The sequence below is a fragment of the Pseudomonas sp. SDO5532_S415 genome (genome assembly GCF_054071155.1).
In genome coordinates this window covers 43450-68635 of sequence record NZ_JBSVWS010000001.1, presented here as the reverse complement: position 1 = coordinate 68635, position 25186 = coordinate 43450, and the positions used below count along the sequence as shown (strand labels likewise).

At 55.9% G+C, this 25186-nt stretch carries 25 protein-coding genes and 1 pseudogene; 14 read left to right on the top strand and 12 right to left on the bottom strand.

The window, feature by feature from the left end; translation table 11 throughout:
* Positions 1 to 36: 36 nt before the first annotated feature.
* On the bottom strand, positions 37 to 468 hold the full coding sequence (locus tag ACW9HW_RS00310) for a hypothetical protein (RefSeq protein ID WP_457397327.1): 432 nt from the start codon (positions 466 to 468) through the stop codon (positions 37 to 39).
* 316 nt (positions 469 to 784) lie between these two features.
* Here ACW9HW_RS00310 and ACW9HW_RS00305 point away from each other — a divergent pair, with 316 nt between their 5' ends.
* Entirely contained in the window at positions 785 to 991 is a 207-nt protein-coding gene (locus tag ACW9HW_RS00305; protein WP_457397326.1) for a hypothetical protein, read from the top strand.
* Positions 992 to 1160: 169 nt separating this feature from the next.
* Here ACW9HW_RS00305 and ACW9HW_RS00300 read toward each other — a convergent pair whose 3' ends face one another.
* Together ACW9HW_RS00300 and ACW9HW_RS00295 are read right to left on the bottom strand one after the other, a co-directional pair.
* Positions 1161 to 1448, bottom strand: coding sequence for a barstar family protein (locus ACW9HW_RS00300; RefSeq protein WP_457397324.1), 288 nt, complete (start codon positions 1446 to 1448; stop codon positions 1161 to 1163).
* Between the two features lie 88 nt (positions 1449 to 1536).
* Entirely contained in the window at positions 1537 to 2436 is a 900-nt protein-coding gene (locus ACW9HW_RS00295; RefSeq protein ID WP_457397323.1) for a LysR substrate-binding domain-containing protein, read from the bottom strand.
* 111 nt (positions 2437 to 2547) lie between these two features.
* Here ACW9HW_RS00295 and ACW9HW_RS00290 point away from each other — a divergent pair, with 111 nt between their 5' ends.
* The 3 genes from ACW9HW_RS00290 to ACW9HW_RS00280 all read left to right on the top strand — a co-directional run bounded on the left by ACW9HW_RS00290 (position 2548) and on the right by ACW9HW_RS00280 (position 5666).
* Positions 2548 to 3393 (top strand): class II aldolase/adducin family protein, encoded by an 846-nt coding sequence (locus ACW9HW_RS00290; protein WP_457397321.1) that lies wholly within the window; start codon positions 2548 to 2550, stop codon positions 3391 to 3393.
* A gap of 110 nt (positions 3394 to 3503) precedes the next feature.
* Positions 3504 to 4820 carry an MFS transporter gene (locus ACW9HW_RS00285; protein ID WP_457397319.1) on the top strand — a complete coding sequence of 439 codons (1317 nt, stop codon included), beginning with the start codon at positions 3504 to 3506 and terminating at the stop codon, positions 4818 to 4820.
* A 264-nt stretch (positions 4821 to 5084) separates the two neighbouring features.
* Entirely contained in the window at positions 5085 to 5666 is a 582-nt protein-coding gene (locus ACW9HW_RS00280; RefSeq protein ID WP_457397317.1) for an NADPH-dependent FMN reductase, read from the top strand.
* Between the two features lie 90 nt (positions 5667 to 5756).
* On the opposite strand, the gene ACW9HW_RS00275 is transcribed toward ACW9HW_RS00280, so the two are convergent.
* From ACW9HW_RS00275 to ilvC, 3 genes are all read right to left on the bottom strand, one after another.
* Entirely contained in the window at positions 5757 to 6743 is a 987-nt protein-coding gene (locus ACW9HW_RS00275; protein WP_457397315.1) for a PDR/VanB family oxidoreductase, read from the bottom strand.
* Between the two features lie 71 nt (positions 6744 to 6814).
* Complete coding sequence (locus ACW9HW_RS00270) at positions 6815 to 8359, bottom strand: Rieske 2Fe-2S domain-containing protein (protein ID WP_457397313.1); 1545 nt, start codon at positions 8357 to 8359, stop codon at positions 6815 to 6817.
* 121 nt (positions 8360 to 8480) lie between these two features.
* Positions 8481 to 9497 carry a ketol-acid reductoisomerase gene (gene ilvC / locus ACW9HW_RS00265; protein WP_457397311.1) on the bottom strand — a complete coding sequence of 339 codons (1017 nt, stop codon included), beginning with the start codon at positions 9495 to 9497 and terminating at the stop codon, positions 8481 to 8483.
* Positions 9498 to 9627: 130 nt separating this feature from the next.
* On the opposite strand from ilvC, the gene ACW9HW_RS00260 reads away from it, so the two are divergent.
* Positions 9628 to 10356, top strand: a complete 729-nt coding sequence (locus ACW9HW_RS00260) for a GntR family transcriptional regulator (protein WP_457397310.1) — start codon at positions 9628 to 9630, stop codon at positions 10354 to 10356.
* A 175-nt stretch (positions 10357 to 10531) separates the two neighbouring features.
* The gene (locus tag ACW9HW_RS00255; protein ID WP_457397308.1) at positions 10532 to 11461 is read left to right on the top strand and encodes an AEC family transporter; all 930 of its coding nucleotides are present in this window, start codon (positions 10532 to 10534) and stop codon (positions 11459 to 11461) included.
* Between the two features lie 6 nt (positions 11462 to 11467).
* On the opposite strand, the pseudogene ACW9HW_RS00250 reads toward ACW9HW_RS00255, so the two are convergent.
* A pseudogene (locus ACW9HW_RS00250) lies at positions 11468 to 11770 on the bottom strand (OsmC family protein); the annotation flags it as partial.
* Positions 11771 to 11824: 54 nt separating this feature from the next.
* Positions 11825 to 13066, bottom strand: coding sequence for a LysR family transcriptional regulator (locus ACW9HW_RS00245; protein WP_457397306.1), 1242 nt, complete (start codon positions 13064 to 13066; stop codon positions 11825 to 11827).
* 162 nt (positions 13067 to 13228) lie between these two features.
* Here ACW9HW_RS00245 and ACW9HW_RS00240 point away from each other — a divergent pair, with 162 nt between their 5' ends.
* From ACW9HW_RS00240 to ACW9HW_RS00215, 6 genes are all read left to right on the top strand, one after another.
* The gene (locus ACW9HW_RS00240) at positions 13229 to 14086 is read left to right on the top strand and encodes an amidohydrolase family protein (protein ID WP_457397305.1); all 858 of its coding nucleotides are present in this window, start codon (positions 13229 to 13231) and stop codon (positions 14084 to 14086) included.
* A complete protein-coding gene (locus ACW9HW_RS00235; protein ID WP_457397304.1) occupies positions 14086 to 14994 on the top strand; it encodes a hypothetical protein in 909 nt (302 codons plus the stop codon). Before ACW9HW_RS00240 ends, ACW9HW_RS00235 begins: the two co-directional genes overlap by 1 nt.
* A gap of 40 nt (positions 14995 to 15034) precedes the next feature.
* Positions 15035 to 16336 (top strand): C4-dicarboxylate transporter DctA, encoded by a 1302-nt coding sequence (dctA, locus tag ACW9HW_RS00230; protein ID WP_457397302.1) that lies wholly within the window; start codon positions 15035 to 15037, stop codon positions 16334 to 16336.
* Positions 16337 to 16425: 89 nt separating this feature from the next.
* Entirely contained in the window at positions 16426 to 17838 is a 1413-nt protein-coding gene (locus ACW9HW_RS00225; protein ID WP_457397300.1) for a carbohydrate porin, read from the top strand.
* 52 nt (positions 17839 to 17890) lie between these two features.
* Complete coding sequence (gene galB / locus ACW9HW_RS00220; protein ID WP_457397298.1) at positions 17891 to 18625, top strand: 4-oxalmesaconate hydratase; 735 nt, start codon at positions 17891 to 17893, stop codon at positions 18623 to 18625.
* Entirely contained in the window at positions 18622 to 19338 is a 717-nt protein-coding gene (locus ACW9HW_RS00215) for a 4-carboxy-4-hydroxy-2-oxoadipate aldolase/oxaloacetate decarboxylase (RefSeq protein WP_457397296.1), read from the top strand. The genes galB and ACW9HW_RS00215 overlap by 4 nt, the downstream gene beginning before the upstream one ends.
* A gap of 197 nt (positions 19339 to 19535) precedes the next feature.
* Here the strand turns inward: ACW9HW_RS00215 and ACW9HW_RS00210 are convergent, their stop codons facing one another.
* The gene (locus tag ACW9HW_RS00210) at positions 19536 to 20579 is read right to left on the bottom strand and encodes a hypothetical protein (protein ID WP_457397294.1); all 1044 of its coding nucleotides are present in this window, start codon (positions 20577 to 20579) and stop codon (positions 19536 to 19538) included.
* A gap of 406 nt (positions 20580 to 20985) precedes the next feature.
* Here ACW9HW_RS00210 and ACW9HW_RS00205 point away from each other — a divergent pair, with 406 nt between their 5' ends.
* Positions 20986 to 21534: a hypothetical protein gene (locus ACW9HW_RS00205; protein WP_457397292.1), complete on the top strand. Its 549-nt coding sequence runs from the start codon at positions 20986 to 20988 to the stop codon at positions 21532 to 21534.
* Between the two features lie 149 nt (positions 21535 to 21683).
* A complete protein-coding gene (locus ACW9HW_RS00200; protein WP_457397290.1) occupies positions 21684 to 22046 on the top strand; it encodes a CPCC family cysteine-rich protein in 363 nt (120 codons plus the stop codon).
* A 367-nt stretch (positions 22047 to 22413) separates the two neighbouring features.
* On the opposite strand, the gene ACW9HW_RS00195 is transcribed toward ACW9HW_RS00200, so the two are convergent.
* From ACW9HW_RS00195 to ACW9HW_RS00185, 3 genes are read right to left on the bottom strand one after another with little or no spacing between them, the layout of a single operon-like run.
* Positions 22414 to 23241, bottom strand: coding sequence for a hypothetical protein (locus ACW9HW_RS00195; protein ID WP_457397289.1), 828 nt, complete (start codon positions 23239 to 23241; stop codon positions 22414 to 22416).
* Between the two features lie 52 nt (positions 23242 to 23293).
* The gene (locus tag ACW9HW_RS00190) at positions 23294 to 23734 is read right to left on the bottom strand and encodes a TIR domain-containing protein (RefSeq protein ID WP_457397287.1); all 441 of its coding nucleotides are present in this window, start codon (positions 23732 to 23734) and stop codon (positions 23294 to 23296) included.
* Between the two features lie 11 nt (positions 23735 to 23745).
* Positions 23746 to 25179 carry an SIR2 family protein gene (locus ACW9HW_RS00185; RefSeq protein WP_457397286.1) on the bottom strand — a complete coding sequence of 478 codons (1434 nt, stop codon included), beginning with the start codon at positions 25177 to 25179 and terminating at the stop codon, positions 23746 to 23748.
* Between the last annotated feature and the right edge of the window lie 7 nt (positions 25180 to 25186).

Sequence of the window (25186 nt, the reverse complement as noted above, 5' to 3'; positions counted from 1 at the left end):
GTCCAAGCAGGGCAAATTGGTCAGCGAACCTGTGAGCTAGTCTTTAAGGGTACGCATTATTTCGACGACGACAGGCTTCGTGTATTTCCCACCGATGTCAGTCACCGGTGGGTCGCCACTGCGGAACCACTCACCTTGGTCGAATGCTTGGTAAAGCGAAAAAGCAGGCTGAGGCATGTCATCAGTGATGCTCACTTCAACTACGGCATTGATAATCCCGTTCATGACGCCGTCACAGAATTCGTAAGTTAGCGATCCATCTAGATAGCCTTCCGCAACCGCAATGGATAGCTCGTTCAGGACGTCTTTCGGTGCAACGCTGAACCTTTCGCAAATTGGTAAAAGATCGCTCAGCGTTAAACCGTCTGTTTCCGCCGTTTCCGACAGCTCATTGAGTTCGTTCTGCGGTAAAACCCTGATCATGAATTTCTTCCGGTTAGATGCGATGGCAGCGACTGCAACATTCATGAAGCTTCTGGCGATAGAGTTGGCTGCACAGCGCTGCCATCAGGCAACGCCTTTCTCCATCATGGCATCATGGTCGGTCAATCTCCGCTAAATGCAATATCCGCTTTGGGTCGACTGCTGCCGTTCGACTAAAACAAAATCCCACCTCCTCATGCATCCCCCCTAGCAAATTTTAAGCAACCGTTTTCGGCTCCAATTCCGTGCACTGTCGCTGTTGAATAAATTTTTGATGCATTGGCGCCCGGCACCATGAAGCCACCTTAAAAGTGAAGTTTTAATGCTGCTACGCTTTTCGCTTCAAGGAGGAATCACAACGATGAATTCAGACCTGCTCCCTTCTCTGCTATACAAAATCAATGAAAACCAGCTCGCCTTGGAAGCCGCCATCATGGAGCTCACGAACTGGGTCGAGCAGCGTGGTTCGGCTGAGGTTGCCGACAACGTCCGCGGCGCCCTGGTTGCGATTGATCGTAACGAGGAATTCATCAAGATGACGCTTGCGGTGCTGATGACACCCGAGTGAAAAGCAAACGGGTACATCCGTCAGATAACGGTCCAGGGTGCGTAAAAACAGATGGTGCAGCCAGCCAACGGCAGTGAACCAAGAATCTCGCTGCGGGATCTACTGAAAATTTTCATGAGGGAGGCTGGCGGTTTACGTGGCTCCGGCCAAATGTCGGCCTAAAAATCGTTTAGTCGAACTCCACATCTGGTGCGAGTGCTGGATACTCGAACTTCATGTCTTCAAGGATTTTTTGCATCAGCTTCGCATCCCCCGGTAAACGTCTGGATAAAGTATTCCATCCTGAGATTTTCACGTGTATGGGCATTTCAACAAGTCCCGTAATTGCGTCCCAGAAAGCATCCCAATTACAGCCGTACCAGCCAGGGAATCCGAGTGCATCTTTCAAGATGGAATGGAGCTCGTCAGAACTCGTCACCTCACTCAAGTCAATCTTTACAACCTGTAAGCGGGCCATCGTCAGCACCTCAAAAATTGTTCGCCAGTAAGAGGGGTAACTGAAGTCCGCCTCTGTCAGGTGCTAAAGCAGTTTCGCTTCAAGACTCTCAGTCTAGTTTGTTGCAGGTATCCATCAGCCACTCGCGGAAAGCTATGATCTTGGGCGAGTTTCTCTGCGTGTGCCGATAGCAGAGAAAATGCACCTCGCGCATGACCGGTTGGCAATCCTCGATGGCATACCTAACCAGCGTGCCCTTAGCCAATTCCTGTTCGGCAAACCGTACGCTTTCCAGTGCCAGTCCCAGGCCATCCACCGCTGCTGCTAACGCCAGTGCGCCACGGTCAAATGAAGGTCGGTGCATGATTTCTGGAATGGGCTTGCCGTGCTGTCGGAAGAAGTCATGCCAGGAGAGCGGATTGAGTTGCGACTCGATCAGTGGAATGGAGGAGAGTTCGTTGAAACCGATCTCTCTCCTGCCGCCCATCAGTGCCGGCGCTCCCATCGGGCAACACTCTTCGAGCCCCAGGCTTTCCACGCAGATGTCCGAGCTTTTGAGCGCCGCACCATAGGCGATGACCATGTCCAGTTCGGGATGTTTGTGCAGATCGATCGGTGTAGCGCTGGAGGACAGGTTGAGTGTGAACTTAGGATATTGGGCGAAGAAGTCCGTCAGACGCGGCCCCAGCCATTTGCTGGCGAAACTGGGGGAGCAGTGGACGGCCAGTTTCTCCGTCTCTGCAAAGGGCCGCAGCTCGGTACAAATTTGATCGATCGAGTCGAAGGCCGGTTTGATGACGCTGAACAAACGCCGGCCCTGATTATTCAGTTCCAGATGCCTGCTGTGACGGATGAACAGCGGGAAGCCGAAGTAACTTTCGAGACTTTTGATTTGATGACTGACGGCAGACGGTGTCTGGTGCAGTTCGGCGGCAGCAACGCTGAAATTGCCGTGTCGGGCGGCTGCTTCAAAGGCTCTCAAGGCAACCAGGCTGGGGCGATTACTCATTATTTTTATCCTGTGAAATTATTTCACAGTTCAATGAAATAGCATCGTTTGTTCCCCATTTCAAGCTTTGTAAAGGTACAGCTTCCGACAACAACAATGGGGGCTGCCCACATGAACATCAGCGTCAAACAACCCGACAGTACTTTGACCAAGGCAAAAAACCGGATCTCGATTTATCAGCCTGAACAGGAAGGCCTGATCTATCCCGAAGTGCCTGAGTTCAACAACCATGCTGAGCATCGCAAGCACCTCAAAGAGCGCCTCGTGGCCGCTTGCCGCGCCTTTGCCTTGCAAGGTTATGACTATGGTTTTGCCGGTCACCTCACGGTTCGTGATCCCGAGTTTCCTGAGCTGTACTGGACCAACCCGATGTGCGTGCACTTTTCGCAGGTCAAGGTCTCCAACCTGATCCTCGCCGACCACAACGGCAAGATCGTCGAGGGCGACTACGCCATCAACCGCGCAGGATTCGTGCTCCACGCGAATGTCCACGAAGCCCATCCTCACATCGTTGCAATGTGTCACGCCCACACCGTCTATGGCGGAGCCTGGGCCAGCACCGGTTTGCCGCTGGAGCCGATCACCCAGGACGCGGCAGCCTTCTTTGAGGATCAGTTGGTGATTACGGCCGAAGCGGGTGCCGTGGCGGTCAAGACCGACTCCGGCAAATCCATCGCCTCCCTGTTCGGCAAACATAAAGCCATCCTTCATCAAAACCATGGCCTGCTCACTGCCAGCACCCACAGCATCGAAAGTGCCGCGTTCTGGTTCATCGCCCTGGAGCGTTGCTGCCAGCAACAACTGATGGTGGCGGCGACCGGCATCAAGCCGAAACTGGTCACCGATGAGCGTGCGCGCTTCAGCCGTGAGAACGTCGGTAGCGACTACATTGGCTGGCTGCACTTCCAACCTATCTGGGGGCAATTGCTGGAAACCCAGCCAGACATGCTGGATTGAAACGTCGATAACTCAACGTATTGACGATTTGCACCCCTTGCCGTGTTCACGAGACCAGCAAGGGGTGAGACGCGAGCCTTATAAATTTAACAATGCTTGGAGGCGTCCTCATGAACACTATTGCCGACCGTGCCCAGCCATTAGCTGAACCGTCCATAAACACCGAAGACTTGATCTACAGGAAGGTGATGATCCGGCTGATCCCGTTTCTATTCCTGTGTTATGTCTGCTCTTACCTCAACCGTATCAACGTCAGTTTTGCCAAGCTGCAGATGGTCCAGGATCTTGCCTGGAGTGACGCCGTCTATGGCCTCGGTGCCGGGATGTTTTTCATCGGCTATTTCGCTTTTGAGATTCCGAGCAATATCATCATGTACCGCGTGGGAGCCCGGCGCTGGATCGCCAGAATCATGGTGACCTGGGGCATTATTTCTGCCGGTATGATGTTCGTTCACACACCGATGCAGTTCTATGTAATGCGCTTTCTGCTGGGGGTGGCCGAGGCCGGCTTCTTCCCTGCAATCCTTCTCTACATCTCCCAGTGGTTTCCTTCTTCCAGAGGGGCAAAAGTTACCGCGCTATTCATGGCTGCCATCCCCATGTCCGGTGTGATCGGCGCCCCGCTTTCCGGCTGGATCATGCATTCGTTGAGCGGTGCGCAGAATCTTACCGGCTGGCAGTGGCTGTTCATCATTGAAGGTGTGCCGACTGTCTTGGTAGGCGTCTTTGCCTACTTCTACCTGACCGATCGCATTGAAGACGCCAAGTGGCTGGACGAAGAAGACAAGAAGGTGCTGCGCCACAACATCGACAAGGAGTCGAGCGGAAAACACCTGCATCGTCTGATGGATGGCTTGGCGAATCCAAAGATATGGCTACTGAGCTTCATCTATCTGTTTTTCACCATGGGCCTATATGGTGTCAGCTTCTGGCTGCCCACGCTGATTCAGGCGTCCGGCGTTCAAGACTCCATGCAGCTGGGCTTGCTGACATCGATCCCTTACGCCTTGGCAACCGTGACCATGATCGTGGTGGGCAAAAGCTCTGACCGATTCAAGGAGCGGCGTTGGCACCTGGCCGTTCCAGGGGTTTTGGCGGCGGTGGGTTTCCTGCTCAGCGCGTACTTCCAGTCGAATCTGATGATCAGCCTCCCGGCGCTGTGCCTGGCGACCATGGGCGTCATGACCACGATCTCGCAGTACTGGACATTGCCTCCTGCCATCCTGACTGGTGCAGCGGCGGCCACGGGGATCGCCTTGGCCAACTCAATCGGGAGCGCCTCCGGTTTCATCAGCCCGATCGTGATGGGCAGCGTGAACTCGGCGACACACAGTACGACCATGGGCATCGTCCTGCTGTCGGGTGTTCTGTTGTGCGGATGCCTACTGGTGTTCTTGGTTCCAAAACGGTTACTGAGCTACAAGTAAATTCTGCCTCCCGTACGAGCTGTCGCAGGCTGCGATCTTTGGATCTGATTTTGAAATCAACAAGTTCGCAGCCTCGATGTACTCGGCACTCCCAACAAAAAAACCGTGTTCCGGACTCTCTGAAGGAAGCGAGCATGCTCGCGATGGACGTTAACGATTACGCGGGCTATCTACATGCCCACGTTGTCTGCTCGTTTATCGCGAGCATGCTCGTTTCTGGAGGGGTATCGGGACATTAAAACCGCAATCACCCACAGGGACATCATGAGAACAATAAACTTGCTCGGGCTCTGCGGCAGTCTGCGCCGTGACTCCACTAACGCGATCATCCTACGAACTCTGGCTATGGAGCTGATGCCAGCAGGCGTTCATTTAAGTACCCACTCTCTGCAAAACCTGCCTTTCTATAACGAAGATCATGACGTGGACAATTTGCCACGCGCGGTGCTGGATTTTCACCTGGCAGTCGTCAATGTTGATGGGGTCGTGCTGGCCACGCCTGAGTATTGCCACAGCCTGTCTGGCGTGATGAAAAATGCACTTGATTGGCTATCCAGTCCCCATCGTTCATCACCCCTTATAAACAAGCCGGTCATCACTATCACGGGTTCATCCGCACTGATTGGAGGGGCGCGAGCTCAGCAGCAGCTCAACGAAATTCTGTGGTCAATGAAGGCGACGCTGGTGCCTTACCCACAAATTGTCATCACTGATGCGAATGCCAAGATCAGTAACGCGCGTCTGACTGAAGAAGCGACCAGGCAGTTTCTTGCCGAAGGGATGTTGGCAATGGAAGAGATGATTCGCACAGACACGCGTCCTACGTCCTCACTTATCTGGGCGTAAGTAAGACAAAGCGCATTCTGATGGAGTGACAAACAGGCTTGGTGCCTATCATTGCACCAAGCCTGAGGATACGAGGAGGGGAATACTTTTTTAGAGATCGAGCAACAACGTGCCACATGTCGCACGGGACACACAAACCGTCAGGAACTCGGGTCTTTCGCTTTCATCCAGAATGAAATCCTGGTGGTCGACATCTCCGGCCAAATAACGCACTTTGCAGGTGCCACACAACCCGGACTGACATGAAGTTTCCACTGAATGGCCGGCATTGTTCAGAACCTCTGCCAGGCTTTGATCAGGCCCCACTGCGAGCTTCTCTCCCGTGCTGGCGATTTCGGCAATGAACCCACCGACTACGGCAGGTTGTGCAGTGTCCTGCTTGACTGGCGCCTTGAAGTGTTCGCAATGCACGGTTCCGCTCGGCCAATGTTCCGAGGCATCTTTGCAGGCCTGCATGAAGCCGCCTGGACCACAGTAATAAAGGTCGCACGCAGCCTCGGGGTTTTTCAGGATAGAAGGGATGTCCAGCTTATTGCCAGGGTCACCACCATCGAAATGAAAACTGATCCGACCCGATTTCGCCATTTCCTCAAGCTCCGCTTGAAAGGCAGCGAACTCCGGCCCCTTGGCGCAGTAGTACATCTCGTAGGCGATGTTTTGCGCCTCCAATTGATGGGCCATCGACTTCATCGGAGTCACCCCAATGCCGCCTGCCAGCAGCATCACTTTGGTTGAGCCTGAATGCAGCTCGAAATTGTTCCTGGGCACGCTGACTCGAACTCTGTCACCCACCTTGATGGTTTCATGGACGGCCGTAGATCCACCGCGACCATTCGGATCCTTCAATACCGCAATCACGTAGCGATGGCGCTCCGAAGGAGCATTGCACAGCGAATACTGGCGAATGACGCCTGAGCCGACGTGAACATCAATGTGCGCACCGGCTGTGAAAGGAGGCAAGCTGGAACCGTCCGTGGTGACAAACTCATAAGAGTTCACACCATTGGCTTCCATCCTGATTTGTTTGACCACCAGCTCCAGATGCGTTGCGGCAGTGTTATCGACGATTGCGTTCATACCTCACCTCGGCATTGCGCTTACAGCTTCCGGGATAAGACCTATCCCAGAAGCTGATGTGGGCTTTCTTGTTATTTTTTGAAGCTTTGCTCGAGTTGCTCAAGCCGCTCTTTGACGAAGGTGGCCCGGTCGACACCTTTCAACTGGTCGGCTTCGGTCAGAATCGCTACCGTTTCCTTAGCAAGGCGACGGCGGTTGGCAACCTCCTGTTCCACGGTATCGGCGATTGGCATTTCAAAAACGTTACCGGTGCAATAGCTGTTAGGCGCCCCGTTCATCGAACGCAACCATTCAGCGAATCCGTGCGCGCCCGCAGCCGGATTAGTTCCGCGAACAGCGTCACGGAGCATTTTGCGGAACGCGTAAACGCCGGCATCGAACTTGGTAGGGTTTTCCAGTTTGTGCACGGCAATAGGTCGCTGAGAGATGATCGCCTCGTAGTCGCCTGGTGCGTATTGAGCGTCCTTGTAAATCTCACGTTCGCGGTGATTCGTCGGAATCGGAGGAAGGTCTTCCAGTTTGTATTTGCCGAAACGCTCAGGTCTGCGCATTGCCACTTGGCCTTCAAGAAAGTCGATGGTCTCGTAACCCACCATGCTCTTGTCACCGATGCCTCGCGTATCGATGCCGGGGCCCATTACGCGCCAGCCCATCATCTTGCTGTTCTCGTCGTCGACCGGAACAGTCCAGCGGACGATGTGGAATCGGCTGAAGAGTTTCTTCGCCGATCCATCTTCAGAGGTGTACGCATGCAAGCTCAGGTTAGGCAGTACCTGATGCTGGATGCGCAGGAACATCTTGTCGTCGTTCACTCGACGTGCGCCGGCACAGGCAAGGCTGCGGCCTTGGTGTACAGGAATGAATTGCATGTCAGGTGCTACTTCCATGGAGGCTGCGCCGACCTCATCGAAGGTTGTCCCCTGGAAGTTCTTGTTCACCACGTTTTTGGCTGAGTGCAAGGCGGTAGGGTGGAAATTGTCTGCGGCGTTGTCTTGAACCTGCATCCAATTGCAATGCTGGAAGTTGCTATACGGAACCAGCTCATCCCCTTCGGCGACGGTGAAGTTTTCTTCCCATTCAGGGAATGGCGGCTCTTCGTCCGGAGGGCCCATGTAGGCGAACACCAGGCCATGACGCTCGAACGCCTTATACGCGCCCTGGCGGATCGAGCAGGCGTATTTTTCCGCCTCTTTTTCCTCACCGGCGGGGAAGGGAACGTGCAAGCAGGCACCATCCACATCAAACACCATGCCGTGGTAACAGCACTTGATGCCGCGCTCCTGGATGGCCCCATATTCCAAGGATGCCCCCCGGTGACAGCAGTGGGCATGCAGGACCCCGATCTGGCCACTGCCATCTCGGAATGCGACCAGCTCTTCGCCAAGAATCTTCAAGAAACGTGGCGTGTCGGTCAGTTCAATCGCCATACAAACCGGATGCCAGAAACGACGCAGGTATTCACCCATCGGCGTACCAGGCCCGGTCTCTGTCAATTCGGGATCATGCTCCGGCACATTATTGGTGTGGTACCCACCATAGGCGATGAGCTTCTTGGCAATGGGTGCACCGGTGCCGGTGGATTGGTTGGCTTCGTGCTGTTCGAATTTCTCGGTCATGACCTTGTCTCCGTTTTGTTTTTGTTTGAGCTCAGGCTACGGAACTCTGTATACAGATATTTTGAGCGCAATGACGCTAAACGAGCTGCTTTTGACGGTTGGGTATTTACCTCTTAATCAATCAGTTATGAGCTTGATTAACCAAGGCGGACGCTTTGATCCAAGGCATCATCGCTCGCAGTTGCTCGCCAACAATTTCGATGGGATGGCGTTTGAGCTGATTTCTGCGTGCGGTCAGCAGCGAGTTTCCAGCCTTGCTTTCAAGAATGAATTGCTTGGCATACGAGCCGTCCTGGATGAAGGCAAGGACCTTGCGCATAGCCTGCTTGGTCTCGGGGGTTACGATCTTCGGCCCGGAGATGTATTCCCCGAATTCCGCGTTGTTGGAAATGCTGTAGTTCATATTGGAAATGCCACCTTCATAGAGCAGATCAACGATCAGCTTCAGCTCGTGCAGGCATTCGAAATAGGCGAGCTCAGGTGAATAACCGGCCTCCACCAGAACCTCGAAACCACCCTTGATCAGTTCTACGGCACCGCCACAAAGAACCACCTGCTCGCCGAAAAGATCAGTCTCGGTTTCCTCGCGGAAATCGGTTTGGATAATGCCGGCCTTGCCGGACCCGATCGCCGAGGCGAAGGCAAGTGCGAGATCTTTCGCGAGGCCGGAGACGTTCTGCGAAACCGCGATCAGAGCAGGAACACCACCTCCGGCAGCGTACGTTGAGCGCACGGTGTGACCGGGTGCCTTGGGCGCAACCATGAACACATCCAGATCGCTGCGCGGCGCTACTTGCCCGTAATGAATGTTGAAGCCATGGGCGAAGACCAGCGCCGCACCCTCCCGGATGAAAGGTTGCACTTCCCGGGTATAGACCTCGGCAATCGATTCGTCCGGGATCAACATCACCACCAGGTCCGCACCGCGTACGGCCTCTCTGACTTCCATGACTGGCAACCCGGCTTTTTCCGCCTTGTTCCAGGTACTGCCGCCAGCCCGCAGCCCGATAACTACGTCGATGCCACTATCACGCAAGTTCAACGCTTGCGCATGCCCTTGCGATCCGTAACCGATGACAGCTACCCGTCGGCTTTCCAGCAAAGCCAGGTCGGTATCTTTGTCGTAGAACACTTTCATTGGTAATCCTCGTCCGTCTTCGATATTCTGACTTCTGCGTACTGTGTTCTGTATACAGATAATTCATTCTTGGCCTGGCTCACAAGAATGTCAATACGCCCCGTTGGAATCATTTTGGAGAACATGGACAATGAGCGTCGCTATCAAGCCACCGAAGGCTCAACTGACCGCTATGACAACGAAGCTGCAGAGAATCCAGGCGCGACCCGACTATGTAGACGAGGTCTACAAGGCGCTACTCGACGCAATCAGTGATGGAACGATGGCACCGGGTGTTCGTTTCACGCAGGAAGAGATTGCCGAGCAAATGAACGTTTCACGTTCTCCTGTCTTGCAGGCCATTCGTCTGCTGAAAAAAGACGGTCTGGTTCAGGACGCTCCAGGCAAAGGCGTTCTGGTTACGCCGCTGACCGTGGCCTCGATCCGAAACCTCTATCTGATCCGGGGTGCGCTGGACAACTTGGCTGCGAAAATGGCCGCGGAAAATCGCCATCAGATGGACCCGAAAATCATTGAAACGGGTCGTCGTGTATCCCGGGGCAAGGACCTTAAGGCGATGGTCGATGCTGACGTCGCTTTCCACCACGACATTTACGCCGCTTCCGGAAACCCACTGATCGCCGAGAGTGCGCAGGTCTATTGGGTGCACCTGCGTCGTGCGATGGGCACGGTGCTGCAGTCCTCCGCCTCCCAGCGTGAGTCCATCTGGGACGAACATGAAGCCATCGCCAAGGCCATCGCTGAAGGTGATGCGGTGAAAGCCGGAGAGTTGTCGGACCTGCACACCACCAAGGCGCGCGAATACCTGGCCTCCCGTCTGGATGAGTACCTGGGACAGGGTGATGCTCATTCTCAATGAGCTGACGTTGAGCCTCCTGATCTAACACCGTTCGACATGACGACTCGGCGCCGATACGGGTACCCCCACGGCGCTTCGCGGCTCAGTGATTCAAACCCTTCACATGAAGGGCTGGACGCTTTTGCGCGACTCTCCCGTTGAGTTCCAGTCACCACCCATGTGAGTTATCCGGCCGATGGCCTCTGTTCTGAATATCATCCTTCCTGTCTTCGCACTTATTCTCAGTGGCTTCGCCTGTCGGCGGCTGGGACTTTTAGGGCCCAATGCGGCCACGGAAATCAACCGCATGGTGGTCTGGTTATGCCTGCCGGCCTTGCTCTTTGAAGCCATGGCCACAGTCGTGTGGGAGCAGATCTGGCAACCGGGATTCATTGCCACTTATGGGCTATCTACGATCGGTTTATTCTGCCTGACACTGGTGTGGCGCTTGCGACGCTCTGGCAATCTAACCGATGCCAGCGTACTGGGACTGAGTGCGTCCTATGCCAACGCTGGGTACATGGGTATTCCGTTGTGCCTACTAGTGTTCGGAGAAGCCGGCATGGAACCGGCCCTGATCGCTTGCCTGATCGTGGTCTGCTTCCTGTTTTCTATCTCGGTGGTCTGCATCGAAGTGAGCCTTCAGAATGAGAAGAACCTCTTCAAAGCGGTAGGCAAGGTAGGTTTGGCCTTGGCCAAAAATCCCATCGTGGTTGCACCGATACTGGGTGCGCTTTGGACGACGACTGCACAGCCATTGCCTACCGCGATGCATCAGTTGCTCAAAATGCTGTCTGCCGCAACGGGGCCGTGCGCACTGGTTTCACTTGGACTGTTCCTCGCTCATCGACATAAGGGCAGAAAGGAGCGAGGCATGGGGCTGGTACTCATCAAACTGATTGCCCATCCACTGATAACGTGGGTGCTAGCGTTTTACGTATTCCGCTTGCCATTGATGTGGGCACAAGCTGCTCTGCTCCTGAGTGCTCTGCCTACCGGTACGGGGCCATTCATGCTTGCCGAGTTTTATCGCCGCGACGGTTCGCTAGTGTCCAGTACGATTTTGATATCGACCCTCGGCTCCCTAATCACCTTGTCAGCGTGCCTTTACTTCATTGGAAAGTAGGCTTCTCTAGCCGGTAACGACTTCGAGCTTCGGCACCATGCGGATCGCCTTGGAGAAGTTGGCGAGATTCACGGACGTTTTGGTGACGCGGTGCAGCTCTTCCACTTTCTCGGATGGGGCATCGGTGTGAATGTGCACGACGTAGCTGATTTCGTCGAAGCCAGGGTTAACGCTTTCGTCCAGACCCAAGAAACCGCGCAGATCAAGCTCACCATGGGTCTCAATTTCAAGGTCTCGGATGGTGATGCCCATAGGCCCAATCGGGTATACGAGAGATGTGAGCCACTCGCACGGGCCAGGTGGACTGTTCTAGTCGGCCATGCAGGCACCCGTGAGTAGCGTGAGCGACGCCAGATACCGATTTCAAAAAAGTCTCCGGGCATCTCCTGATGTGATACGCATCTGTGCTGCCACTCTTTTCAACAGTTCAATGAACGATGTCTGAAGTGCTGTAGGTCGCCAGTCGGTCCGACGCGTCAGGGCGATGGTTCGCCAGATGCCCGTACCGGTCGAGCTAATTTCTACCAGTTGCCCAGCCTGGCTTTCCAGGCGAAATTGATCGCGTGACATCAGCGTTAACCAATCACCTTCTAGCATCAGGCCACGCTTGATGGTGATGGACCCGCACTGCACCCGCAGGGTTGGCGGGGGCTGCCCGCGTTCCTCGAACATCCGTTCCCAGTTCACTCGCATCGGCGTACCAGGAGCCGGCATTACCCACTGATGATTCAGTAGGTCAGCCGTGGCGAGTTGACGCTTGCCGTGCAGCGGATGGCCGGCACGCCCGACGATCACCAGTTCGTCGTCGAACAACGGTTCCTGGGTCACGTCATGCGCCGGGACCTGTTCGCGCTGTGAACCAATCAGCAGGTCTATATCACCCTGACGCAAGTGCGTGAGCAATTCGGCATAGGGACCCTCGACGATGTCCACCGATGCTGCCGGCCATCGGATACAGAACTCTGCAAGGATTTTGGGCAGAAAGTAGGCGCGGGCGACGGGCAAAACGCCAATGCGCAGTGTGCCGCCCTGGCCTTGGTTGCGGGTGGCGATCTCGTCGATCCCTGCACGTAATTCCGCCAGCATCAGACGTACGAAATGCACGAGACGACCGGCCGTGGCGGTGGGCTGGATGGCCCGTCCCGTGCGCTCCAGCAAGGGGATCTCCACGATCTCCTGCAACTCCCGCATCGCCCGGTGTAGCGACGGTTGGGACAGGCCAAGTTGTGCAGCCGCGCCGGTATAGCTGGCGGCCCCGACGACGGACACCAATGCGCGCAGCTGACTCATGGTCAAGCGTTGTTCGAGATGGGCAAGCGCTGGTTTCCCCGGCACGCGGCGGATCAGGCGCACCCCATGGGCCAGGTAGGCCAGCGCCCGTTGGGTACGCGCCACGAACAGGTTGCCGGCGTCCGTCAACGCCACGCCGCCTGAGCGACGCTCGAACAGACTCGCATCGAGTATCCGTTCGATCTTGGTGATGGCCTGGGCCAAGGCGGGTTGCGACAGATTGACCGTCCGCGCCGCCATGCTGATATTGCCTGAGTGCGCGACTTCAAGCAGCGCGCCCAAGTGGCGCAGGTTTAACGAGTAGACCGTATTCATTTATTAATCTTTAGCAAAAACCAATGGCCTGAGCGTAATTCGAATTTCCCCTCTCGTATACATCCATGGATAGTTAGCCCACAACGGATTGGTTAATGATTGCTGGATAACTGAATCAATAGCTAATTCAAATACCCGACCACCTATGGAGCCGAGGCGTCTGTGAAGCTGCTTGATACCCATACTCATGTGATTTCTCCCGATAGCGCGCGTTACCCCACTGATCCCATTGGCGGCCATCAGTCCGAATGGTCGCAGGCTCGTCCGGTCGATGCAGACAGCCTGCTGCGCGCCATGGACGCTGCGGACATTGCCCAGGCAGTCGTGGTTCAGGCCTCGACGGTTTACGGGCACGACAACCGTTATGTTGCCGACACTGTGCGGGCGCACCGGGATCGCCTGGTAGGTGTCTACTCGCTCGATGCGCTCGCCGCCGATGCGGTGGAAAAAATTGCTTACTGGCAGGAACAAGGACTGTCGGGTTTCCGCTTGTTCACCACCGGCAGCACCATGCCGGGCCAGGGCGATTGGCTGGGCCACGCCGATTCCTATCCCGCCTGGGCCTTTGCTGAAGCGCATGCTATCCCGGTGTGTCTGCAAATGACCATGGAAGGGATTCCGGCCCTGCGTGGTCTGCTTGAGCGCTTCCCCAAGGCGATCGTATTGCTCGACCACTGTGCGCGGCCGGTGCTGTCCGAAGGTGCGCCCTACGACGCCGCACAGGCGTTGCTCGCACTGTCGGCATTCCCGGGTGTGCATCTGAAACTGACCAACCGAACCCTAGCGGCAGCAACCGAAGGCCAGTCGACACCGATCGATTTCCTGCGCACGATCATTGCGGCGTTTGGGGCCGACCATATCGCCTGGGGCTCGAATTTCCCCGCGGCGGCCGGCACTCTGGCCGAACTGGCCGACACCGCCCGCGCGGTGCTGTCGGAGCTGTCAGTGCAGGAACAGCAGGCAATCGCCAGTGGCACGGCCCGGCGCCTGTATCCGTTCTCCCCATCGGAGCCGCGTTGATGAAGCCCGTTCCAACCTTGCGCACGGTGCTCGGCCATTACCCGCACACTGTGGCGTTGCGCTCCAAAGCCCTGGTCGATTCCGCGGTGAATCTGGATTTCCAGGACATCCCGGTGGTGCACAAGGCGTTCGCCCCCATGGTGCGCGATCAGGCTTACGATCTCTGCGAACTGGCAGTGGTGACCGCGCTGCAGGCCATTGCCTACGGCCGTCCCGTGGTGTTGTTGCCGGCCGTGGTCGCCTCGCGCTTCCAGCGTGGCTGCCTGATCGGTTACGGTCCGCGTAGCGTGCCCGCCGAAACTGATCTGGCTGGCCGGCGCATCGGGGTCCGTGCCTATACGCAGACCACGGGCATGTGGGTTCGGGCGCACCTTGCCGAAGATTTCGACCTGGACATCTCCAAGGTGCATTGGGTCACCCATGATCCGGCGCATGTTCAGGAGTATCGTAATCCTTCGTTCGTCGAGCAGGCTGCCAGCACGAAAGGGGCGGTGCAGATGTTGCGCGACGGCGACGTGGACGCGGCGATTCTGGGCAATGACTTGCCGACCGGCGATGAGTTTGTCCCGGTTATCGGCAATGCCACCGACCGCGACCTGGCCTGGTGGCGCAAGCATCGCTTCATGCCGATCAACCACTTGATCGTGGCCAGTGAAAATGCTTGTGCACGACAGCCAGAAGCGATCAGGCGCGCGTTTGCCCTCTTACGCGAGGCCGACCGTCGCAGTATCACCGCTGCGCCAGGTGCTGATACGCCACACCCAACGCTGTTCGGTTTCGACCGTCTGGCGGGCCCCCTCGATTTCACCATCGAGGCGTGTATGAAGCAGGGGCTGTTGCCCCGGCGTTTGAGCCTAGAAGAAGTGTTCGCCCCAGCGCGCAAGCTGCTGGGCAGCGACGCCGATTGAGCGGTGTCCAGCCGCCTAAACTTTCATTTTGGAGTCCGATATGACTCGTATCATCTCGCCAGCCATTGCCACTTCACCCCGGCGTTCGCGTCGGTTTTATGAAGACCTGACTTTTCAGGTCCTGACGGGCATGGTCCTCGGCGTCGCCGTCGGCGCCTTGGCCCCCGACGTCGGCCAGGCGCTCAAACCCCTCGGTGACGTGTTCATCCGGTTGATCCAGATGGTGGTCGGCCTGATCATCTTCTGCACGGTCACCCACGGTATTGCCAGCGTGCGTGATTTGGGCAAGGTCGGTCGTATTGCGATCAAGGCCATCGTCTATTTCGAGGTGGTGACGACCATCGCGCTGGTGATCGGGCTGGTGACGATCAATATTCTGCAGCCTGGCGTCGGGATGAACATCGACCCTGCGCTGTTGCAGAACGCCGGTGAAGCGGTGCACCCGGCCGCTCGCATGAGCCTGGGCGAGTTCATGCTGAACCTGGTGCCGAAAACGGCCACGGGGGCATTCGCTGAAGGTGAGATCCTGCAGATCCTGGTGTTCTCGGTGTTGTTCGCCTGTGGCCTGGCGTCCTTGGGCGACAAGGCGCAGCCTGTACTGAACGTCGTTGAAACAGTCTCTCAGGCGCTGTTCTGGGTCATTCGTCTGGCAATGAAACTGGCGCCGATTGCCGCGTTTGGTGCCATCGCATTCACGGTGGCCAAATTCGGTCTCAAATCACTGGTACCGCTGGCTGCGCTGGTGGGCGAGTTTTACCTGACCTGCGCGATTTTCTTTCTGATCGTGCTGGCACCGATCGCCTGGTACGCCGGGTTCAACCTGCTCAAGCTGATGCGCTACATCCGTGAAGAACTGATCCTGGTGATCGGCACCAACTCCTCCGAAAGTGTGTTCCCGCAGCTGATCTCCAAGCTCAAGCGCCTCGGGGTGGAAGAGTCAGTCGTGGGGCTGGTGCTGCCGACCGGCTACAGCTTCAACCACGATGGCACCTGCCTGTACTTCGCCGCGGTTGCGGTCTTCCTGGCCCAGGCCACGGGTACGGCGTTGGGCTGGGAACAACAGCTGTCACTGCTCTTTGTGCTGCTGGTGACCTCAAAAGGTGGCGCCGGTGTGGCCGGTTCTGCCATTGCGGTGCTGGCAATGACGCTGGCTGCTACCAAGTCGATTCCTGTCAGCAGCATCGCGCTGATTCTCGGTGTCCACCGCATCCTCGCTTCGGCATTCGTCTTCACCAACATTGCCGGCAACTGCGTAGCCACCCTGGTGGTGGGCAAATGGGAAAACGCGATCGACCGCAAGCGCCTGCAAAGCGAGCTGGATGCGGGCTACCGCGACGCCTGATATTCCCCACCTCTAACAACACCATTTACCGGATTGCCTGATGCGCAAGGGTGACGCGCACCTGCGATTGCGGTGAGGAAACTCGACTCATGAATATAACAACAACAAAAATTCTGGCATTCGGCGTACTTACTTCATTGATCCATGGCACTAGCCTGGCCGCCACTACCCCAGCGTCCAACCGTCTTCCGGGAGCACCGTCTGACACGCTGGAAGCCCCAGCCACCACCGCCGTGGGAAAACCGCAAACCCGTGCCACGGGCCTGGGTGCCGCACTGCAAGAGCTGGCAGATCAGGGCATATTCCTGCGCGCCAACCTGATCAACCAATACGCGAGGAACACCCGCGGTGCCGTCGAGCAAGGCCACACCAACGTGGGCCAGTTCAACATCGGCGCCGACTTCAACCTGGACAAGCTGGTCGGCACGTCCGGTAGCAGCTTCCACTTCACCGTCTACAAAGATTACGGCTTCGGCCTCAACCACGATGTCACCGGCACGTTTCCCAAGCAGCAACACATCTACAAAAACGAGTTTCCCGACTGGCATCTGGGCTTGTTCGCCTTTGAACAGAAGCTGCTGGACGACCGACTGGATGTGATTGTGGGTCGACTGGGCACCACCAGTTACTACGCCAAATTGAGCACCAACTGCCAGTTTCAGGCGGGTAACACCTGCGGCGTCCCGCGGCTAATCAACTCGGAAGCGGGCTATAGCTTGCTGCCCTCAGCGACCTGGGGCATCAACACGCGTTACCGCACGACGCCGCATACCTATGTCGAAACCGGTGTGTATGAGGTCAACCCCAGCACCTCCGCCAGTAACGGCATGGACTTTTCCATTGCCGAGGCCAACGGCGTGACCGTACCGCTGGAGTGGGGCTGGGTCGAGCCCGGCAAGTTCGAGGTCAAGGCCGGCGCCTATGTCAGCACTGCGCCGCGGCCGGACCCGTATTACAACACCGCGGGTCGTTCACTCGGACGCTTCGGCGGGACCGCACGCACGGTTAACGACGAGCGCAAAGGCGTCTATCTGCTGGGGGACCGTGTGGTCTGGCGACCTGATGCGAATTCCACGCGCAATCTGACGGTGTTCGGCGGTGTCGTCCAGCAACTCGAAGACGAGGAGATCATGCGTCAGCAGTTCCTCGGCGGCTTTGTGCTGACCGGGCCAACGGCGTCGCGACCACGGGACACCATTGGCTTGTCGGCGTCGCTGTTCAATCTCACCGACAAGGAAAGGGCGTTTCTGCGCGATGCACGGGCCAAGGCCGGCGGGCATGGCAGCAACGATCCCCACGAATATTCTTTCGAGCTCAACTACGGCTGGCATCTGATTCCGGGCGTAATCGTCATGCCGAACATCCAGTACATCGTCAATCCGGACAACTCCGGCCTGCCGAAAACCGCAACCGTGCCCAAGAACATGTTGGCGTATGGACTCAACGTGCAACTGAGTTTCGGCGGCATGTTCGGGCTGAGTTCGCCGGGCGGTGGCGATTGAGTGCTGATCGTCAGAGAAGTCCACATCCGTTGAATAGAGAGGAGCACCCGCAATGATCAATTCACCCAAAAACGCGCTGGTCGTCAGCGCCCACTCAGCCGATTTCGTCTGGCGGGCCGGCGGCGCCATCGCTTTGCATGCGCAGCAGGGCTACAACGTGCACATCGTCTGCCTGTCCTTTGGTGAACGCGGTGAGTCCGCCAAGTTGTGGCGCAAGGGCGAGATGAACGAAGACAAGGTGAAAGCCGCCCGCCGTCAGGAGGCCCAGACCGCCGCGGACATCCTGGGCGCGAGCGTCGAGTTCTTCGATATCGGCGATTACCCGATGCGCGCCGACAAGGAAACCCTGTTTCGTCTGGCTGATGTGTTCCGTCGGGTCCAGCCGGAATTTGTCCTCAGCCATTCCTCGAAAGACCCGTACAACTATGACCACCCGCTGGCCATGAACCTGACGCAGGAGGCGCGCATCATCGCCCAAGCTGAAGGCTACAAACCGGGCGAGAAAATCGTCGGTGCGCCGCCGGTATATAGCTTCGAGCCCCACCAGCCCGAGCAATGCGAATGGCGCCCGGACGTGCTCTTGGACATCACAGAGGTCTGGGACAAGAAGTACGCGGCGATCCAATGCATGGCCGGCCAGGAACATCTGTGGGAGTACTACACCCGCGTGGCCCTGCAACGCGGCGTGCAAGCCAAGCGCAACGTCGGCATCACCTCGACCCGTAACATCGTGTACGGCGAGGGCTACCAGAGCATCTTCCCACGGGTCACGGAGAACCTGGCATGAGCGAGCACATTGGAAAAACCGGGATTGTCGTGCGCAATATTCCTCGGGCGGATCCGGCGCTGATCGATGAATTGCAGCGCTTTGGTGTCGCGACCATCCATGAAGCGCAGGGGCGCAAAGGTCTGCTGGGCACGTCGATCCGGCCGATCCAGCAAGGCATCGTTGTCAGTGGTTCGGCAGTCACGGTGCTGGTCGCTCCGGGTGATAACTGGATGTTCCACGTAGCGGTAGAGCAATGCCGTCCCGGCGATATTCTCGTGGTAGCGCCGAGTTCGCCATGCACCGACGGCTACTTCGGCGACCTGCTGGCGACCTCGCTCAAAGCCCACGGCGTGCGCGCGCTGGTGCTCGATGCCGGCGTGCGCGACACCCACACTTTGCGCGAGATGGGCTTTGCGGTCTGGTCGCGGGCGATTAGTGCCCAGGGCACGATCAAGGAGACCTTGGGGTCGGTGAATCTGCCGCTGGTGTGCGGCGGGCAATTGGTTCATCCGGGAGATGTGGTGGTCGCCGATGACGATGGCGTGGTCATCATCCGGCGCGAAGAAGTCCTGCAGGTGGTCATTGCCAGCCGCACACGAGCCGATCTGGAAGAGCAGAAGACCCTGCGCCTGGCCAAAGGTGAGCTAGGTCTGGACATCTACAACATGCGCGTGCGCCTGGCCGAAAAGGGTTTGCGCTACGTCGACAACCTCGAAGAACTCGGAGATTGAGCAGGGGGCAGACATGCATTACCTGGGGGCGCTCATGGAGAAACTGTGCACTCTGAATTAGCTGCAGGCGTAAATGCATGAGTTGAGACTCTGGCCGATAGTTGCCTGTTGCGAAGGGCAGCTATCAACCCATAGCTGACGTTGGTGAAAGACCAAAATTGGTCAAAAACGAACGTTACCTAGGCGCTGACCAGAAGCTACTTCCGTACCTTCTTCAAAAACTTTGTCGAAAGATATCCATCTATCATGTAGCCCTGATGCTCATATGAGACGTATAGCCAGTTTCTATCCTCCTTGCCAAGTACAACCACTATCGCATCCGGTGGCAAAAGCAGTATCACGTCGGCCTTCATTCCCGGCCTCTCTCTCAGACGTACGTTTTTCCCTTTAACTAGCCGAACGTCGCTTGGCTTACCGGCTATCTCGGTACGGATAAATTTTCTAATTTCCGCAAGCGATTCAGTCTGGGGAAGTCGTGCATTCAAATCGGCCAAACCTACCCGCGCGCTTTCCCAATTAACCATCACAAACACCAGAGGGGCCACGATGTAGAGCCAGAACAACAGAATCCATGTTGGTATCCCATTGAGAGACTGATTGGATGCAGGGTCTGAAGCCACGTCAACCGAAGATACATCAGCCAATTCTAACGGGCTCCGACGCTCACCCTTCTGGAGCAGTTCGTTCGGCTCTTCTGCAGTTTGCTCAAATGGAGTGTTGGTTCGAGTCGCTAACTCCTCGAGTACCGCGTCGACAGTTACCTCTCCTGAGAATCCCCATGTAGCTAGGGTCAGAGTCGGTCCCGCAAGCTCTCTCATCCTTGGATAAGCTTCCAAAGACTTGACCGCTGCTATCGCCGCTTTGAAAGCCGAATTTCCTTTCCAAGCAGTGGAGGCCGCCATAGCCTTCATTGCGGGACTTTCCTCCCAGGATCTGACTGCTGCCGCCATGGCCTTCGCCGTCGGGTTGTCTTCCCAGGATCTGACTGCCGCCGCCATGGCTTTCGCCGTTGGGTTGTCTTCCCAGGATCTGACTGCCGCCGCCATGGCTTTCGCCGTAGGGCTTTCTTCCCAGGACTTGGCTACCGCCATAGCCCTAGTCGCAGAGGTGTCCGCCCACGATTGGGTATTTGCGACCATGGGCACCACGGTCAAAGGATCTTCAACAGAGCTGCTTAACTCAACGCTTCTCTTAAAGTCTCTGTTCTCGGGGGGCAAGGGAAACAATTCCTTTTCGCTCAACTCGGACTCTCCTTGCCACTAAGTTGGCTTGTGGACAGTTGGACTGGGTTCATCGCGTCGATCAATGGTCGCGGATTGGCGATCGTAGCTAGTGATGAGGATGACGTCCATTGCAGGATTAAAGTTTGCGCGAAGGTGCACCAAGAGCGAAAACAACGCCCGGTTGAGCGGCTGCTTCTGGCCGAACGCGGACGATTGAGCAGAGCTATTGAAAAATGAAGTGGTAAAAAAAGGTTCGAATCTTAGGGCCATGGACTGGAACCGAATTCGTCTATAAGGGCCAGAATGGAGTGATGGCTTTTTGCCTTCCTACGGATTAACTTAGCGCAACGTGATTCCGTCGCAATCTGTATCGCGTTTGAGCCAGGCCTAATTGAATGCTTCGAAAGCCCCACAGGAGTGATACGTGCGTAATTTTCTTGCCAGCCTGACGATAGGCGTAGCTGTCGCGTTGTCTGGTTGCAACACCACCCCCCTCGACAGGGCAACCATCTATTATGATCGAGCGCAGTTCCCGGCCCAGGTCGTCAAGGATTTTCCGGATATCAAGGGGACGATCGTACAGCATGGACGCTGCTCGTTGATTGTTTCCACCCCGGGGTCCACCACCGGTGGTTACCATTTTTGCACCTTCGCCCTGACCCAGGAGCAGATCAATGTCTTTGGCTGGGATGCCTCGGCGCTTAAGTACACGGAAATCCTGCGTATCGATTTGTCCTCGCTGGACAAGGTTGCCTGGGAATCGTACATCCGGACCAAGCAGGTACAACTCATCGAGCAGCGACGTCAGAGCGCGTTGACAGTGGTCATTGACGAGGGGGGCTATAACGACTCTGCAGCGACAGAACAGGTGTATGAAACTATCAAGAAACACGGTGTAACTGTCGTCAAAAGCGAAGGGATGATGATGCCACCGGCGGCGCCGACGCCGATGGTCATTGTTGTTCCGCGATAATAAGACAGGCCCCGGCGGCACTCGATATGTGAGAGGCGGAAAACGGCCCAGAGCGGACCTTGACCGTCGGTAAGTAGCTCTTACAATCTCCGACCCGAGTAAAAGGGCACTTGACCGATACCGGTAGACCAAAAATCAGGTGATGTCGTATGTGTGATCTACCATGCCCTTGCTGCGGTTTCGTAACCTTGGAATGCGAGTATGGCTCGTACGAAATCTGTCCCCTTTGTGGCTGGGAAGATGACGCCGTCCAGTTAGCCAATCCAACGTCAGAGGGAGGTGCAAATTCGAATCCCCTCGCTGATGCTCAGATGAGTCTCTTAAACAAATACCCAATAACTGTTCGGCTTGCGGGGGGATTTCGACGAGGGCTCGGATGGCGACCGTTAGACGCCAATGATCTTGAGGCTGCGAACGTACTTAAGACCGTCAAGCATTGGCACACCATCTCCGTTCGCTGGGAGTCAGAAGCCTATTGGTCAGTGACTGGAACGACCGACGTTAAGGTCTGAATTTACGACACCCAACAGAGTTTTCCGCTTGTGGCCGGAAGCGGGTCTAATCCGAATGTCCATTATTGGCCGTTCTCTGCCTGTCATGGAGACACGCAAAGGGATGGTAAAATTCGACAAAAATGATTGGTCACGTCGACTGAAAAGCGGGTGGGAAAGTCAGTGAGATTAGCCATTTAAATGCTGAGACCGTGTCTGCACTTGGGTGGCCAGGTATGCTGATCAATGCATTCCAGGGAGTGTTTTCTTCGCGAGATGCTGGACAACGCATATGGCTATCGGTCAGTTCCTCAAGGATGCGGAAAACCGCACCCCGAGTACAAGCAAACCTGGCAGTAGACCAAGTCAATTTTATGCGGGCTAGAAGTTAAAGCTTCAGTGACTCCCTGCGGCGTCGGTATTGTCCAGGCAGGTCGAATCGACTATAGAGCAAGTCCAGTAAGCCATTGCCTTGGATACTTGTCGGCAATTGAACGAGCCAGTCGCGCAGACTGTCGCCATGCACAGAAGGCAAGTGGTCGTTAAATGCCCTAAACGCCATGAGATGTTGCATGCTCTCAAGACTCATGTTGTTGAACCCTTTGACGCCATCCAGAGTAGCGCCCTGTATCCGCTCTTGAATTCGTTTGGGGGTGGCATGCTGGACCTGGAAGCTGAACTGTAGCTCGGAGTAGAGCCAGGGTGACAGAGTTCTCGCTTTGTCGCCAAAACTCAAAGGAACAGACTCTTCAGAACGCACAAAAACGAACGTCTCAGCTCTGGCAATCGTACGGTGCAGGGCACCTGCCAGCATCATGTGGACATCGGCATGTATGCGATTGACGTGTTCTTCTTTCGTCTCGTCATCGAGTGGGCGTGTCTCGGCGATGATCATCCGAACGAGATCGCCATAAAAGCCCCAGACGGTCGAGTCGACGAAGACCTTCAATCCGTGGGTTCCAAGCGCAAGTGCAAGATCGATAGCGTTACGTTGATCAGCATGAGAATGGGAAAGAAAAACGTCATAATGCGTTTCAGGAAAAATTACGGCCGCCAATGCTTCGGCGTCCAAAATAATGCGCCGGTTGTAAGAGCCGATGATAAATCGTGCGAGATTACCAATTCGAGTCTCAGCGTTATCAACGTAGCGGTCGATTTGAAATTCAATGAAATGATTGGTCGGTACGTAATGTTCGATTTCAAAGCCTAGGTACATCAGACAATCCCTATTCTGTAAAAAGAGGCGCCTACCGGCGCCTCGTGTTTATTCATGGCTTGCCAGCAGCCGTCGCAGCTGCCTCGATCCATTTGCCAAGGTCTTCGCGGCCGTTGTTCTTCCATAGGTAATGAGGTGCTCCTGATACGCGAAGCGCACAGCACGAGGACGTGTTGCCTTTGAAATCTGAAATACTGCTGATATCGACGGTCAGGATGCCATTGCCTCGCTCAATGCTTTGCTCAATCTCATATTTCACCCATTTGCTTTTGTCCGTCGTTGCCCCAACAAGCACCACGGTGACGCTCGTGCCATACAGCTGATCATTGATCCATTGCTTGATGGCCGCTTCGCCCTTGCGCTCGACTTCTTCGAACTCGGCCTTGTCGATAAAGCCCACCTTGTCGTCGGAGGCGATGACGTTGCTGTTGCGTACGTTCATCGCACGCTGCACGTCTTCGTACTGGAAGCTGAAAAATACCTTTCTTGCCATGATGGTCGTCCTTAAATGAGGGGCAGCAGTTGGAGGATGATGTCGTGGGCACGTGCCAGGTCAGTGCCTTTAGCGCCCAATTCGTGGAGCAGGGGAGTGATGTTTTTTCCATGCTCGTACTTCGTCTCGTCATACGACTCAATAACCTCTTTCCAGAGGTCTGCCGAGATCGAGCCCGTGATCCCTATCGGAATGACAAAAACGCCGTTGGCCACCGCGATATCGAACTCCTCGCGCATGCCGTTGGACGGTACTACCTCGCCATCCTTTTCGACCTTGTTGCCAAAGAGGAAGAGAGCGATACCCGCATGAGCGAGCATGTCCCGGCGATATTCCGTCCACAGCTCTTTCAACGGCCGCTCACCGGATTGGCTTTGCGGGAAGGGCCTCAAGATGAGTTGGTCGCTGTCCAGACGATGCCCGTTCATGATGGTTTGCTCGACGACGCCTGTAATCACCGCGCTGCCAATGCCCAGACCGAACCCGGAGATCACGCGATACTGTTCTTTGCTGATGGCCTTGCTCAGCTTGTAGACGAACTGTTCGGCTTCGGCCTCTGTCCAGGGGCTGTAGTCGTGGGCAGCACCTGAGATGAAGATGGTCTTGCGTTTATGACGATGTTCAATCTCCCGCAAGATATCCGTGATCTGAGGGAAATCGTCGACATAGATGGCTTTGATCCCAAAACGAAGCAGCTCTTGCTTAAAAAGCTCTTCCTTGCGTTCGCGATACTCGAAATCAGCCTGCTCCTCGCCCTTTTCCTGGCTGACCTTTCGGAGAATGCAGTAGTGTTGGCGCTGGTGTTTCCCGTACTGGATACGCACCCGGCTCAAGATGTAGTCGAGGTTGGGGTCGGTAAAGCTGAAGCCCAGGAACAGGAACGTCTTCGCAATCAAATCACCACTGAGCGCAGTGATGAAAGGTTGCATTTTCACGTGGTAACGTTCGTAGTCATCACGGATAAGAATCGCCTCGGAAGCGTGTTCGACGTCTCCGTGCATCTTGTACACCACCGCGTCGCGCTTTGGTTTGGTCGTGGCCAGTTGCTTGACGGTGTACTTGACGTCAGGAATCTTCTCGTTGTTCTCAAGAGCAGTTTCAATCAGCCTGTCGTAGTTCGTTGTCCAGTATGTCTGGATCGGCAGCCTCGCAAGGATCTTGTGATTATCCGTGGTTTTAACCTTTGCCGAAAATTCGGTCACCAACATCTGATCGAGTTTCGAACGGTTAGTACCATTTGCGTTGGCGTGGTATTGAGCCAGTGCGACCAGATCTGTTTCCTTGTCGATATCAAGATCCAGCTCGTCCGCTATTGGCTTCAACAGCGTCTTCCAATTCACAAAACCTGCACCTTGCGAGAAGCCTGCGCCTGCGAAAATTGCGAGGTTTCCTTCCGCCAGCTCCTTGGACAGGGTCTCAATGAGCCGTAAATGTTCCCTTTTCATTCTCTTG

Coding starts and splice junctions, on each gene's coding strand:
- ACW9HW_RS00245 (WP_457397306.1), bottom strand. CDS start 13,066: ATGAATACGGTCTACTCGTTAAACCTGCGCCACTTGGGCGCGCTGCTT.
- ACW9HW_RS00275 (WP_457397315.1), bottom strand. CDS start 6,743: ATGAACGCAATCGTCGATAACACTGCCGCAACGCATCTGGAGCTGGTG.
- ACW9HW_RS00200 (WP_457397290.1), top strand. CDS start 21,684: ATGTGTGATCTACCATGCCCTTGCTGCGGTTTCGTAACCTTGGAATGC.
- ACW9HW_RS00255 (WP_457397308.1), top strand. CDS start 10,532: ATGGCCTCTGTTCTGAATATCATCCTTCCTGTCTTCGCACTTATTCTC.
- ACW9HW_RS00260 (WP_457397310.1), top strand. CDS start 9,628: ATGAGCGTCGCTATCAAGCCACCGAAGGCTCAACTGACCGCTATGACA.
- dctA (WP_457397302.1), top strand. CDS start 15,035: ATGACTCGTATCATCTCGCCAGCCATTGCCACTTCACCCCGGCGTTCG.
- ACW9HW_RS00215 (WP_457397296.1), top strand. CDS start 18,622: ATGAGCGAGCACATTGGAAAAACCGGGATTGTCGTGCGCAATATTCCT.
- ACW9HW_RS00310 (WP_457397327.1), bottom strand. CDS start 468: ATGAATGTTGCAGTCGCTGCCATCGCATCTAACCGGAAGAAATTCATG.
- galB (WP_457397298.1), top strand. CDS start 17,891: ATGATCAATTCACCCAAAAACGCGCTGGTCGTCAGCGCCCACTCAGCC.
- ACW9HW_RS00190 (WP_457397287.1), bottom strand. CDS start 23,734: ATGGCAAGAAAGGTATTTTTCAGCTTCCAGTACGAAGACGTGCAGCGT.
- ACW9HW_RS00225 (WP_457397300.1), top strand. CDS start 16,426: ATGAATATAACAACAACAAAAATTCTGGCATTCGGCGTACTTACTTCA.
- ACW9HW_RS00235 (WP_457397304.1), top strand. CDS start 14,086: ATGAAGCCCGTTCCAACCTTGCGCACGGTGCTCGGCCATTACCCGCAC.
- ACW9HW_RS00195 (WP_457397289.1), bottom strand. CDS start 23,241: ATGTACCTAGGCTTTGAAATCGAACATTACGTACCGACCAATCATTTC.
- ACW9HW_RS00185 (WP_457397286.1), bottom strand. CDS start 25,179: ATGAAAAGGGAACATTTACGGCTCATTGAGACCCTGTCCAAGGAGCTG.
- ACW9HW_RS00285 (WP_457397319.1), top strand. CDS start 3,504: ATGAACACTATTGCCGACCGTGCCCAGCCATTAGCTGAACCGTCCATA.
- ACW9HW_RS00300 (WP_457397324.1), bottom strand. CDS start 1,448: ATGGCCCGCTTACAGGTTGTAAAGATTGACTTGAGTGAGGTGACGAGT.
- ACW9HW_RS00305 (WP_457397326.1), top strand. CDS start 785: ATGAATTCAGACCTGCTCCCTTCTCTGCTATACAAAATCAATGAAAAC.
- ACW9HW_RS00270 (WP_457397313.1), bottom strand. CDS start 8,359: ATGACCGAGAAATTCGAACAGCACGAAGCCAACCAATCCACCGGCACC.
- ilvC (WP_457397311.1), bottom strand. CDS start 9,497: ATGAAAGTGTTCTACGACAAAGATACCGACCTGGCTTTGCTGGAAAGC.
- ACW9HW_RS00295 (WP_457397323.1), bottom strand. CDS start 2,436: ATGAGTAATCGCCCCAGCCTGGTTGCCTTGAGAGCCTTTGAAGCAGCC.
- ACW9HW_RS00290 (WP_457397321.1), top strand. CDS start 2,548: ATGAACATCAGCGTCAAACAACCCGACAGTACTTTGACCAAGGCAAAA.
- ACW9HW_RS00280 (WP_457397317.1), top strand. CDS start 5,085: ATGAGAACAATAAACTTGCTCGGGCTCTGCGGCAGTCTGCGCCGTGAC.